The organism is Microbulbifer weihaiensis (genome assembly GCF_048323715.1).
Classification (GTDB): Bacteria; Pseudomonadota; Gammaproteobacteria; order Pseudomonadales; family Cellvibrionaceae; genus Microbulbifer.
This window is the reverse complement of record NZ_JBLWFL010000004.1, coordinates 131,922-144,730: the sequence shown is the minus strand read 5'-3', so window position 1 is coordinate 144,730 and position 12,809 is coordinate 131,922. Positions and strand designations below refer to the sequence as shown.

Sequence of the window (12,809 nt, the reverse complement as noted above, 5' to 3'; positions counted from 1 at the left end):
TGTACTCATGTTAGATCTACTTCAGACCATTCTCTGGGCCCTCGTGGCACTCGGCGTGCTGGTAAGCATTCACGAGTTTGGCCACTTTCTGGTGGCCCGGCTTTGCGGTGTCAAGGTGCTACGTTTCTCCGTGGGTTTCGGCCGCAGGCTCATTTCCTGGTACGACAGCCGTGGGACAGAATTCACGGTTTCCGTGATTCCTCTTGGTGGTTACGTCAAGATGCTCGACGAACGGGAGGGGCCGGTGGCTCCGCAAGAGCTCGATCAGGCCTTCAATCGCAAGAGTGTCTGGGCGCGTATGGCGATTGCGGCCGCCGGCCCGGCGGCTAACTTCCTGCTGGCCATTGCGCTTTTTTGGGGGGTGTTCCTTGGTGGAACCTCGGGTGCCGTCCCCGTAGTCAGCGAAGTGGAGGCGGGGAGTCTTGCGGCATACGCAGGCCTGGAGCCCGGGCAGGAGATCCTGTCGGTTGACGACCAGCCCACGCCGACCTGGCAGGCACTGAACTGGCAGCTTGCGCGCCGTCTGGGAGACACCGGTGAGCTCAAGTTCACGGTGCGCTACCCGAACTCCGAGCTGGAATACCACATGTATGCCGATCTCGACCGCTGGTTGGCGGGCCGGGAAGTGCCGGATCCCCTGGCTGAGATAGGTCTCAAGCTGTGGGTGCCCGAGCCCAGGATGGAGCTCGCCCTGGTGACTGAGGGCAGTCCGGCAGAGGAGGCAGGCCTCGCGGTGGGTGATGAGATCGTCTCTACCGATGGCCAGGACTTCAATAGCTGGGATGCGTGGACAAGCTATGTGCGGCGCCATGCGGGGGAGCAGATCGATGTTGGAATCGTCCGGGACGGCAAGCAGCTTGTGCTTCCCGTGGTTCCGCAAAGCGTGACTCTCGAAGATGGTGAAGAAATTGGCCGTATCGGTGTGGCGCCAGTGGGCACCTCCTGGCCACAGGAGATGGTGCGAACCTATCACTACGGTGTTGGTGCGGCTCTCAGCAAGGGGCTTGAGGAAACCTGGACCAAAACGGTCTTTACTCTCGAAAGTTTGAAGAAGTTGCTGTTCGGGCAGCTCTCTACCAAGAACTTGAGTGGGCCAATCACCATTGCTAAAGTGGCCGGCACTTCGGCTGATGCGGGCTGGCAGTCTTTTTTGTCGCTGTTAGCTTTGCTCAGTATCAGTCTTGGCGTGCTCAACCTGCTGCCAATCCCTGTGCTCGATGGTGGTCACCTTCTCTACTACGGTATTGAGGCCGTCAAGGGTTCGCCGGTGTCAGAGAGGGTTCAGATCATTGGGCTGAAGGTAGGTATGGCAATGGTGCTGGGTATCATGGCGCTGGCGTTGTACAACGATATTTTGCGGCTGTAGGCACGTTTTTGCAGCTCTGTATTTGATCGGGCATCAGTGCCCGACTGGAATCGCGAATAAAAACTCGGAATTAGTAGATGAAAGACTTCCTGAAAGCGGCTTCGCTTGGCCTGGCTTTGCCGGTTTCCGCCTTTGCCCAGTCGTTTGTAGTTAACGACATTCGTGTTGAGGGCTTGCAGCGGGTCTCTGCCGGTAGCGTATTTGCGGCACTGCCTGTACGGGTTGGGGACCAGATCGAAAGCCTGGAAATCCAGAGCGCGACGCGCGCACTGTTTCGTACTGGTTACTTTCAGGATATCCAGATAGGGCGTGAGAACGGCGTTCTGGTTATTACAGTGCGCGAGCGCCCGGCAATTTCGAAAATCGAAATTACCGGTAACAAGGCGATCAAGACGGAAGATCTCCTCAAGGGCATGAATGACAATGGCCTGGCAGAGGGGCAGATCTTCAAGCGGGCGACTCTGGAAGGCCTGGCGCAAGAATTGCAGCGCCAGTATGTGGCTCAGGGTCGCTATGGCGCGAGTGTGAAGACTGAAGTAAAGGAATTGCCGCGCAACCAGGTTGAGCTGAAAGTCATTGTGGATGAGGGCTCGGTTGCTGCGATCAAACACATCAATATCGTGGGTAACTCGGTCTTTTCCGATGATGAACTCGCGGAAATTTTCGAATTGCAAACAACCGGCTGGTTGTCCTGGTTGAACAGCGATGACAAGTACTCTCGCGAAAAGCTGACCGGTGACCTTGAACGCCTGGAATCCTATTACCTGGATCGCGGCTACCTCGAATTCAAGATCGACTCTACCCAGGTCTCTCTCAGCCCTGATAAGCAAAGCGTTTTTATCACCATCAACATCAGTGAAGGCGATGTTTACACTGTCTCTGATGTCGAGCTGGCAGGCGACCCCGTGGTGCCTGAGGAGGAGGTGCGTCGCCTGCTTTTGGTGAGGGAAGGGCAGACTTTCTCGCAGGTGCTGATGACGACAACCTCGGATTACATTACCAAGCGCCTCGGTAATGAGGGTTACACCTTTGCGGAAGTGAACGGTATCCCCGAGGCTAATGAAGAAGACAAGACCGTAAAAGTCACTTTCTTTATTGACCCGGGCAAGCGTGCCTATGTGCGCCGGGTTAATTTCCGTGGCAATACCCGTACTTCCGACGATGTTTTGCGCCGCGAGATGCGCCAGATGGAGTCCGCCTCGGCGTCGTCCGCGCGTATCGAACAGTCCAAGGTTCGCCTTGAGCGCCTTGGTTATTTTAAAGAAGTACAGGTGGAAACCACCGAGGTGCCGGGGACTTCTGACCAGATCGATGTGGAGTACACCGTCGAAGAGCAGCCCTCCGGTACCATCGGAGGCACGGTGGGTTATGCGCAGGGCAGTGGTCTGGTTCTGGGTGCAAACGTTCAGGAAAATAACTGGCTGGGTACCGGCAAATCCGTTGGTTTTGCCATCAATACTTCCCGGTACCAGTCGGTGGCCAATTTCTCATACACCGATCCTTACTTCACCCCGGATGGTGTGAGTCGCGGCTTCAATGTGTTTTACCAGGAGCGCGACTATTCCGAGATCAACCTGTCCAGCTATAACACCACAACTTACGGTGCTGGCGTCAGTTTCGGATACCCAATTTCCGAAATTTCCCGTGTTGGATTGAACCTGGGTTTCAATCACCTCGAATTGAGTACCCATAGCAGCTCCGTGCAGGAAATCAAAGCAAGTCCGAGGCCGATTGCCGGTGTCGATGGTGTTGTGTCGCTCGATGATGTGACTGAGATCAGAACTGATCTGAGCGAAGCGGTGGAGGCCGGCAGCAGCCTCGATTTCAGTGAGCCGGTCGCCCCGGAGTTACTGGATACCGATTTTAACGGGTTCGTCGATCTGTACGGTGATGAATTTGATACCTGGTCTGTAACGACTTCGTATGCCCGCTCAACATTGAACCGCGGAATTCTTGCGACGCGAGGCGCTTCCCAGCGTGCTTCGGTTGAAATTGCGCTGCCGGGTGGTGATCTCGAGTACTACAAGTTTATTTACACCGGTCAGTATTTCCGGCCGCTGACGAAAGACCTGACGTTGCGCCTGCGTACCCGACTGGGTTACGCCGATGGTTATGGTGACACCGAGCAGATGCCATTTTTCGAGAATTTCTACGGCGGTGGTTTCGGCTCTGTGCGCGGGTTTGAGCGAAACTCCCTTGGCCCCCGTTCTACTCCGGCAGAGGCCTATGATCTGGTGAGCTGTGCGGTTGCCGACGGCGTTTACTCCAAGACGTGTTACGTGCTTGACCCTTCCACCGGCCAGTTGGTAAGCGATCCGGTGACCGCTCGAAGACCGGATCCGTTCGGAGGCAATATTCTTATTGAAGGCAGCGCGGAAGTGATTTTCCCGATTCCGTTTGTAAAGGATCAGCGCTCCATGCAGTCCGCGTTCTTTATCGATGCGGGTAATGTTTTCAGTACCAGCTGTGGCTTTTCACAGCTCAACTGTTACGATGTCGACGCCGAACACGTCAATGTTTCCGCAGGGGTTGGCTTGACCTGGATCACCGGATTCGGCCCGTTGACCTTTAGCCTTGCGAAGGCCTTGCGTGAAAACGAAGATGACGAAATTGAAGTGTTCCAGTTCTCTCTGGGCAACAGCTTCTAAGTTCAGATCTGATTGATTAGCGATTGCGATCGTTTGGGGTATGGGCAGTTATTGCTGTCTCTTAAAATAAAACTGGTTGCGGATTCAATCTGCAACCGTCAGAAATACGGAGAATTAACGTGTTCAAATCAGTAAAAATGACCGCAGTTCTGTTCGCGGGCCTGATGTTTTCCGGTATGGCTTTGGCGCAGACCAAAGTGGCCGTGGTGAATTTCCAGGCTGCGATCATGAGCACTGAAGTGGCCAAATCCAAAATCAACGCGTTGAAGACCAGCTCGGAATACTCACAGCTTCAGAGCAGTGCGGAAGGTATTCAGGCGGAAATGCAAAAGATGGCGGATGATGCCAAGAAAAATGGCGTTACCTGGTCCGATGAAAAGAAGGCGGAACAGCAGCGCAAGATGAACTTCAAGCGCTCTGACCTTGAAACCGCAGTGAAAAAATTGCGTGCTATGGAGGCTCAGGCTGTCCAGGAAATCCAGAAATCCATGGTGCCGAAGGCAAAGACAGCGATGGAAGATGTGATCAAGGAGCAGAAACTGGATCTGGTACTGGATGCTAATGCCGCGGTATTTGCTGGCCCCAATACTGACCTCACTGCAGAGGTTGTTAAACGCATGAACGCTGCCAAGTAAGCAGCGGACGTCTACCGGAATAGTTATCCTTCATGAGCGAGCAGCCAACACTGGCGCTGTTGGCTGAAAGGCTGGGCGCAGAATTGCGCCTGGCCCCAAACGCCAGCGCCAATCAGGTAGTTACCGGTCTCAACACCCTTCAGGATGCGGATGCAAGCCAGGTAAGCTTTCTGGCAAGTGCCAATTACCGCCGTTTCCTCAGTGCGACACGCGCCTGTGCTGTACTGGTTACTGAAGAGTTGGCAGAGGCTTGCCCGGTTAGTGCACTGGTGGTAGGTAATCCCTATCTGGCATTTGCCGAAGCCACTGCGATTTTTGATTCCACCCCTCAATACGCGCCTGGTATCGAAGCATCGGCCAGTGTGCATCCCTCCGCAGACGTGCACCCAAGCGCTTATATTGGTTCGGGTGCCGTTATTGAGGCGCATGCACGGGTCGGCGAAGATGCCATTATCGGTGCCAACTGCGTGGTTGGCGTGGGCAGCGAAATCGGAGCGCGCACGCGTTTATATCCGAGTGTCGTCGTCTACCACGGTTGCTCGATTGGCGCGGACTGTATTGTCCACAGCCATACCGTAATCGGTGCGGATGGCTTTGGGTTTGCGCCTCACCAGAAAAAGTGGATTAAAATCCACCAGCTGGGTGGGGTGGAAATTGGTGATGACGTGGAAATCGGAGCCTGCACCTGCATTGACCGGGGTGCGCTCGGGAACACCGTGATTGGCCGCGGTGTTAAGATCGACAACATGGTGCAAATCGCGCACAATGTCCGAATTGGTGACTACTCGGCCATGGCCGCTTGCTCAGCGGTCGCCGGCAGCGCTGTGATCGGCAAGCACTGCACGATAGCGGGTGGTGCGGGTATCGTCGGGCACATTACCATCGCGGACTTCAGTCACGTAACGGCAAGAACGCTGGTGACCAAATCCATCGATGAAGCCGGGTCATACTCAAGTGGTACGCCTTTTTCCGACAGTCGATCATGGCGACGAAATGCCGTCAGATTTGGTCAGTTGGATCAAATGTCACGCCGTATCCGCGAGCTTGAACGACAGATACAGGGTGAATCCTCCGGTGACGATGATTCTTGATTCATTACCGGGCAGTTCAAACAGTTTAATTGGTTTTTTTCGGGGCGTTCGACGCCCCGAAGTGGTTTCTGGGGACAATTCGTCATGATGGACGTTCGGGAAATTCGTCAGTACCTTCCGCACCGCTATCCTTTCCTGTTGGTGGATCGCGTAGTGGAGCTGGAAGAAGGCAAATGGATCAAGGGGTTTAAGAACATCTCTGTGAATGAAGAGGTGTTCAATGGGCACTTCCCGGAAATGCCTATTTTCCCTGGCGTTATGATCGTGGAAGCATTGGCCCAGGTTTCCGGTATTCTCGGCTTCAAAACCCTGGGGCAGAAGCCGGAAGACGGCTATCTCTACCTCTTTGCCGGTATCGATAACGTGCGTTTCAAGCGACAGGTAGTTCCTGGAGACCGTCTGCAGCTTGAGTCGGAAGTGGTTTCCGAGCGCCGTGGTATTTGGAAGTTTGCCGGTAAGGCGAGCGTTGACGGGGAGTTGGCCGCATCTGCAGATATTCTCTGCGCGGTGAAAAAAATCTGAACCGGATTCCCGGCGTAGCTGATCGTTAAGCCCTGAATCGGGAGTAAAGGACCTGCGCCGGAACCTATGCTCGGCGAGGAGAAAGTTACAGAATGCAAACCAATATTCACCCAACCGCAATCGTCGACCCATCGGCGAAAATTGGTGAAGGGGTGCAAATCGGGCCATATTCGGTGGTCGGGCCGGACGTCGAGATCGGTGATGGCTGCGAGGTCGCGTCACACGTTGTTCTCAGTGGCCCCACCAAGCTCGGCAAAAATAACCGGATCTATCAGTTTGCGACGGTAGGTCAGGATACCCCCGATAAGAAATACAGTGGTGAACCCACGACATTGGTTATCGGTGATGACAACGTCATTCGCGAAGGTGTCACCATCCATCGCGGTACCGTGCAGGATCGTGGTGAAACAACGATCGGCGATGGGAATCTGCTGATGGCCTATGCGCACATCGGTCACGATAGTGTCATTGGGAACAACACGATTCTGGTGAATAACGTTGCGCTGGCTGGCCACGTCATTGTCAGGGACTGGGCCATCCTGAGTGGCTATACCCTGGTGCACCAGCACTGCACGATTGGTGAGCATGCGTTTACCGGGATGGGTGCAGGTATTGGGAAGGATGTGCCCGCTTATGTGATGGTTGCCGGAAACCCTGCAGAAGCCAAGACAATCAATGCGGAAGGCTTGCGCCGCCGCGGATTCAGCCGCGAAGATATTGCACTGATCAATAAGGCCTATAAAGTCGTGTACCGACGCGGCCTGACTACAGATGAGGCGCTTGAGTCGCTTGCGGAATTGCGCCAGCAGTCCGCAGTGATCCAGCCCTGGATTGATTCATTGACATCATCTGCACGCGGTATTGTTCGCTGAGGTACTTTTGTGGCGAATAGCAAGGCAACCCTGCGAGTGGGTATGCTCGCAGGGGAGGCGTCTGGGGATATTCTCGGTGCGGGGCTGATTGCTGCACTGCAAAAGCGGTATGCGCAGGTTGAGGTGGTCGGCATAGCCGGGCCAAGGATGCAGGCGCTGGGTGCCGAGTCCCTGTTCCCTATGGAGCGGCTGTCGGTGATGGGGCTGGTGGAGCCCCTTAAGCGATTGCCGGAGCTGCTGAAGATTCGGCGCACACTTCGCCAATATTTTATTCAGGATCCTCCCGACGTCTTTATCGGTATCGACTCCCCGGATTTCAATCTGGGGTTGGAGGAATCGCTGCGCTCTGCAGGTATTCCTACCGTCCATTATGTCAGTCCGTCGGTCTGGGCCTGGCGGCGCGGGCGCATCAAGAAAATTGCGCGCGCGGTGGATCATATTCTTACACTGTTGCCATTTGAGGCGGACTTTTATCGCGAACATGCGGTGCCCGTCACTTTCGTGGGGCATCCGCTGGCTGACGATATACCGCTGGATGTGGATGTGGCTGCAGCGCGCAAAAAGCTGGGCTTCTCTAGCGACGATCAGGTAGTCGCTCTGCTGCCCGGTAGCCGTGGTGGTGAGGTGCGTTTACTCGGGCCGCTGTTTTTACAGGCTGCCAAGTGGTGTCATCAGCGTCGCCCTGAATTGAAATTTGTATTGCCTGCCGCCAGCGCTGACCGCCGGCAGCAGCTCGAGGCGCAGATTGCGGAAGCGCCGGGTTGTGCGGACTTGCCGCTGACGCTGTTGGATGGCGATTCCCAAACAGCGCTGGCCGCCGCCGATACGGTGTTGATCGCCTCTGGCACCGCGACACTGGAAACCATGTTGATGGGCAAACCGATGGTGGTTGCCTATAAGATGGCGGCGCTTTCGTACGCAATATTTTCCCGCATGTTGCATACCCCATGGGTGTCATTGCCAAACCTCCTGGCACAGCGAGAGTTGGTGCCTGAAATTCTGCAGAATGACGCGACACCTGAGGCATTAGGGGCGGCGATACTTCAGTATTTTGATGATCCGTTACTGCAAGATCAGTTGCGGCGGGAGTTTGGTGAGTTGCATCAGCAGCTGCGTCGCGATGCGTCTGAGCGGGCTGCTGAATCCGTTTGCAGGCTGCTTGCATCGCGCGAGGCGTCTTAAGGCGCCTCGATTTTTCCCAACGAATTTAGTCATTTCCTTCCCATGAGTAACAAGAAGTCTCTTCCTCCCTATGTTTGTTCCTATGTCGGCGACCTGCTTGCCGGTGTCGACGAGGTGGGGCGCGGGCCACTGGCAGGTGATGTTGTTGCCGCTGCCGTGATTCTCGATCCGCGTCACCCTGTCGAGGGGCTTGCGGATTCAAAAAAGCTCAGTGAGAAAAAGCGCGATTTATTGTTCGACGAAATCCGCGAGAAGGCGCTTAGTTTCGCGATTGCGCGCGCGACGGTTGAGGAAATTGACCAGTTGAATATTTTGCAGGCGAGTTTGCTGGCCATGCGGCGGGCAGTGGAGCAGCTGGCCGTGCAGCCGGAATTTGTACTGGTGGATGGTAATCGCAAGCCTGTTTGGGGTTACGACTGTGATACTGTGGTGAAGGGAGATGACCGGGTTGCAGCGATTGCGGCGGCATCGATTCTGGCCAAGGTCACGCGTGATCGCGAAATGACCCTGCTCGATCAGTGTTACCCGGGCTACGGACTCGCCGGCCACAAAGGCTACCCGACCAAATTGCATATGGAGGCCCTTGAGCGCCTCGGCCCAAGCCCAATACATCGGCGCAGCTTTGGGCCGGTCAGGCGGCAGCTGGAATTGCTGTAACTTCTAAAACTGTATGGGCGGCATTTAGCCGCCCATTTTTTTTACGCGGGCACTGGTGATCATCTTGTCCGAGACTTCCATGATTTCAATCAGGTAGGTCTGCAGGTACAGGCTGATATTGCCTTCCGGGATGCTCTCCAGGTGTTCCATGATCAGGCCGTTCAGGGTTTTGGGCCCGTCGGTCGGCAACTCCCAGTGCAGGGTTCTGTTGATGTCCCGGATCGATGTGCCGCCGTCAATGAGATACCAGCCATCCTCCTGGGCAACGATTTCCTCGTCATCGCTGGGGACCGGGCTGGCCGTAAAATCACCGACAATCTCTTCCAGCAGGTCTTCCAGGGTGACGATACCCATCACTTCGCCGTACTCGTCCACGACGAGTCCCATGCGGCGCTTTTTCTGCTGAAAGTTCATCAGCAGCGTAGGTAGTGGGGTCGCTTCCGGTACGAAGTAGGGTTCGTTCAGGTGCGTCTTGAGAGTCTCTGCAGTGAGCTTCTCGGGGCCATCGCGCAGGATTTGTGCTGCGCGACGCAGGTGCAGGATGCCGACGACATTATTAATGTCACCGCGGTATACCGGCAGTCGCGTAAAGCTGCTTTCTGCCAGTTGCGCGAGTATTTCCTCTGCCGTGTTGTCCAGGTCGACGCCCACCACTTCATTGCGTGGGATCATGATGTCTTCGACTGTAGCCTGATCGAGGTCCAGTACGTTGAGCAGCATGCCCTTGTGCTTTGTAGGGAGCAGGGCGCCGGATTCGAATACGACCGTCCTGAGTTCCTCGGGCGCGAGGTGTTCCGCTTCTGATTCCTTGCCTGCCTCGACACCGACAAGGCGCGCGAGTGCGTTGGAGATGCTTCCCACAAACCACACGAAGGGGGACAGCAGCCACAGCAATGGTTTCAGTAGCCAGCTTGCAGGAAAGGCGACTTTTTCCGGATGAAGTGCGGCGATGGTTTTCGGTGTGACTTCGGCGAAAATCAGTACCACCAGAGTGAGGGCTGCGGTCGCGTACCAGACGCCGGCCTCGCCGTAGAGCCGGGTAAACACGGCGCCGGCAATGACAGAAGCAAGGATATTGACGAGGTTGTTGCCGATAAGAATGGCGCCGATCAGTCTATCCGGGCGCGATAGAAGCTCCATCGAGCGCTTGGCGCCGCGGTGACCGCTTTTCGCCTGGTGCCGCAGGCGATAGCGATTCAGCGCCATCATGCTGGTTTCGGAGCTGGAGAAAAAAGCGGAAATGACTATCAGCAGGCCTATCAGTGCAAACAATAGGCCGGGAGGTATCTCGTTCAAGGGGGAACTCTTTTTATGGGAATAGGGCGATATTGGAACAGATTGTTCCGGCTCGCAAGTTCGGGTCGGTCAGCCTCGGTGCAAAATGACTTCCAGCGCGAGTTTACTGCCAAAAAACGCCAGCATCAGCACTGAGAACGCGCTTAGGGTCCAGCGAACAGCGGTGTTGCCGCGCCAGCCCTTCTTCCAGTGTCCCCACAGCAGGATGCTGTACAGAATCCAGGCCAGGATGGACAGGGCTGTTTTGTGCACCAGGTGCTGGGCGAACATGTCTTCCATGAACAGTGCGCCGGTGATGAGTGCTGCTGTGAGTAGCAGTTGACCGAATGCGATCAGGCCGAAAAGCAGGCTTTCCATCGTCTGTAGCGGGGGGAGAAAGCGGCTGGCGCCCGACGGTCGGTGATTGTGGAGCTGCTGATTGAGCCAATACAGGTACAGGGCTTGCAGTGTGGCCAGCGTCAACATGGAGTAGGCTGATATGGACAGCAGGGCGTGCGCTGCGATGCCTGGTGATATCTGCTGGCGTGGTGGCACGCCGCCCCAGGAGTGCACTGCGGCGAGTTCGGCCAGGGCTGCGAGCGGAGTCGCGGCGAGTATCAGCAGGGTCAGCTGGTGCCGCCGGGAAAGAACCAGAAGCAGCAGCATGACGGACCAGGCAATGAGAGACAGCATGGCTGAAAGGTCAAAGCGAAACCCTGACTCGGCCGTCAGGATATGCCGGAGTGAGATGGCGTGTGCTACGAGCGCACAGGTGAGAAGTCCCAGGAGCAGTGACTTGCCGGGCTGGTGTTGGCGAACAAGTGCCGTAGCCGCTACGCCTGTAGTAACTATGTAAAGTGCTATTGCCGTCCAGTGGGCGAGACCCGCCATCGAATCTTCCGTCAATTATTTTCGTGGCGGGGAGTTTGTCACAGCGCGCCGGCGCTGGAAAGGGCAGGCGCTGCTGGATGGGCACTTTAGCGCGTGGATGTATATAATCCGCGCCCGACAAACGCGCCCTGCTGGGATATACTGCCGCGTTTTCCGGGCCGGGTGCCCGCTGCCAGCCAAAATTGCGATTGAGAAGGTGATATGTTCGACAACCTGAGCGACCGTTTATCGTCAGCTTTAAAAAAGGTTACGGGTAAGGCGCGTCTGACGGACGACAATATCCGCGATACGCTGCGTGAAGTGCGCAAAGCATTGCTTGAGGCGGATGTGGCATTGCCTGTCGTCAAGGCATTCGTGCAGCAGGTGCGCACCGCCGCTGTCGGTCAGAAGGTGAGCAAGGCGCTCAATCCTGGCCAGCAGTTCGTCAAGATCGTTCAGGACGAGCTGGTCAGTGTGATGGGGGAGGCGGCTACGCCGCTCAATCTGGCCGTCCAGCCACCCGCTGTGATTCTGATGGCGGGCCTGCAGGGTGCGGGTAAAACCACTAGCGTGGCGAAGCTGTCCAAGTACCTTCAGGAGCGGGAAAAGAAAAAGGTGATGGTGGTGAGTGCGGACGTTTATCGTCCTGCTGCCATTAAACAGCTGGAAACGCTGGCCGGAGAAGTGGGGGCGCTGTTCCATCCGTCAACGCCGGATCAAAAGCCGTTAGATATCGCGCGCGGCGCGGTAGAGGCAGCCCGCAAGCAGTTTGCCGATGTGCTGATTGTGGATACCGCAGGCCGCCTGCATATCGATGAGCAGCTGATGGATGAGATCCGCGGCCTGCACGAGGCACTGGATCCGGCCGAAACCCTGTTCGTGATTGACGCGATGATCGGTCAGGACGCGGTGAATACTGCCAGTGCATTTAACGACGCATTGCCGCTGACCGGTGTGATTCTCACGAAAGCGGATGGCGATGCCCGGGGTGGTGCGGCACTCTCTGTTCGCCATGTGACCGGCAAGCCAATTAAGTTCATCGGTGTGGGTGAAAAGACGGACGCGCTGGAAACCTTCCATCCGGATCGAATTGCCTCTCGAATTCTGGGCATGGGCGACATCCTGTCCCTGATCGAGCAGGCCGAGCAGACGATTGATAAGGCCAAGGCTGAAAAGCTGGTCAAGAAGGTTCAGAAGGGCCAGGGGTTCGACCTTGAGGATCTGCGGGATCAGTTGCAGCAGATGCAGAATATGGGCGGACTGGGTGCGCTGATGGACAAAATGCCGGGTATGGGCGGCCTGGCGCAGGCGGCCCAACAGGCAGACATGGGCAAAGAATTTCGTCGTATGGACGCTATGATCAGCTCCATGACACCTGAAGAGCGTCGCAACCCCGAGTTGCTGAATGGCTCGCGCAAGCGCCGGATCACAATGGGCTCCGGCACCCAGATCCAGGATCTGAACCGCCTGCTCAAGCAGCACAAGCAGATGGGCAAAATGATGAAGAAGCTCAAAGGTGGCGGTATGGGCAAGCTTATGCGCGGTATGGGCGGTCTCCCCGGCATGGGTGGGGCGGGCGGCCTCGGCGGCTTGGGCGGTGGTATGCCCGGCGGGCTGCCTCCCGGCTTTCGCAAGAAGTAAGGGCTTTGCGGCGGCGGGTTTGCTGTATGTCAGTGGGGCGCGCGTCCGGT

The 12,809-nt window shown here is 56.3% G+C and carries 11 protein-coding genes; 9 read left to right on the top strand and 2 right to left on the bottom strand.

The genetic code is table 11. The annotated features are described in order from the left end of the window. Positions 1-7 precede the first annotated feature (7 nt). From rseP to rnhB, 8 genes are all read left to right on the top strand, one after another. On the top strand, positions 8-1,366 hold the full coding sequence (rseP, locus tag ACNKU7_RS05335; protein ID WP_418295930.1) for an RIP metalloprotease RseP: 1,359 nt from the start codon (positions 8-10) through the stop codon (positions 1,364-1,366). 77 nt (positions 1,367-1,443) lie between these two features. Then, positions 1,444-4,014, top strand: a complete 2,571-nt coding sequence (bamA, locus tag ACNKU7_RS05330; protein WP_418295929.1) for an outer membrane protein assembly factor BamA — start codon at positions 1,444-1,446, stop codon at positions 4,012-4,014. A 119-nt stretch (positions 4,015-4,133) separates the two neighbouring features. Next, positions 4,134-4,649: an OmpH/Skp family outer membrane protein gene (locus ACNKU7_RS05325; protein WP_418295928.1), complete on the top strand. Its 516-nt coding sequence runs from the start codon at positions 4,134-4,136 to the stop codon at positions 4,647-4,649. Between the two features lie 32 nt (positions 4,650-4,681). Then, positions 4,682-5,740 carry a UDP-3-O-(3-hydroxymyristoyl)glucosamine N-acyltransferase gene (lpxD, locus tag ACNKU7_RS05320; RefSeq protein ID WP_418295927.1) on the top strand — a complete coding sequence of 353 codons (1,059 nt, stop codon included), beginning with the start codon at positions 4,682-4,684 and terminating at the stop codon, positions 5,738-5,740. 84 nt (positions 5,741-5,824) lie between these two features. Beyond that, a complete protein-coding gene (fabZ, locus tag ACNKU7_RS05315) occupies positions 5,825-6,262 on the top strand; it encodes a 3-hydroxyacyl-ACP dehydratase FabZ (protein ID WP_418295926.1) in 438 nt (145 codons plus the stop codon). A gap of 92 nt (positions 6,263-6,354) precedes the next feature. Beyond that, the gene (lpxA, locus tag ACNKU7_RS05310) at positions 6,355-7,134 is read left to right on the top strand and encodes an acyl-ACP--UDP-N-acetylglucosamine O-acyltransferase (protein ID WP_418295925.1); all 780 of its coding nucleotides are present in this window, start codon (positions 6,355-6,357) and stop codon (positions 7,132-7,134) included. A 42-nt stretch (positions 7,135-7,176) separates the two neighbouring features. Beyond that, entirely contained in the window at positions 7,177-8,316 is a 1,140-nt protein-coding gene (gene lpxB, locus ACNKU7_RS05305) for a lipid-A-disaccharide synthase (protein ID WP_418296135.1), read from the top strand. A 42-nt stretch (positions 8,317-8,358) separates the two neighbouring features. Beyond that, positions 8,359-8,973 (top strand): ribonuclease HII, encoded by a 615-nt coding sequence (rnhB, locus tag ACNKU7_RS05300; RefSeq protein ID WP_418295924.1) that lies wholly within the window; start codon positions 8,359-8,361, stop codon positions 8,971-8,973. Positions 8,974-8,997: 24 nt separating this feature from the next. On the opposite strand, the gene ACNKU7_RS05295 is transcribed toward rnhB, so the two are convergent. After that, positions 8,998-10,269: an HlyC/CorC family transporter gene (locus ACNKU7_RS05295; protein ID WP_418295923.1), complete on the bottom strand. Its 1,272-nt coding sequence runs from the start codon at positions 10,267-10,269 to the stop codon at positions 8,998-9,000. Between the two features lie 69 nt (positions 10,270-10,338). Next, complete coding sequence (locus ACNKU7_RS05290) at positions 10,339-11,154, bottom strand: cytochrome C assembly family protein (RefSeq protein ID WP_418295922.1); 816 nt, start codon at positions 11,152-11,154, stop codon at positions 10,339-10,341. 186 nt (positions 11,155-11,340) lie between these two features. Here ACNKU7_RS05290 and ffh point away from each other — a divergent pair, with 186 nt between their 5' ends. Continuing rightward, positions 11,341-12,759 (top strand): signal recognition particle protein, encoded by a 1,419-nt coding sequence (gene ffh, locus ACNKU7_RS05285; RefSeq protein ID WP_418295921.1) that lies wholly within the window; start codon positions 11,341-11,343, stop codon positions 12,757-12,759. Positions 12,760-12,809: the final 50 nt, after the last annotated feature.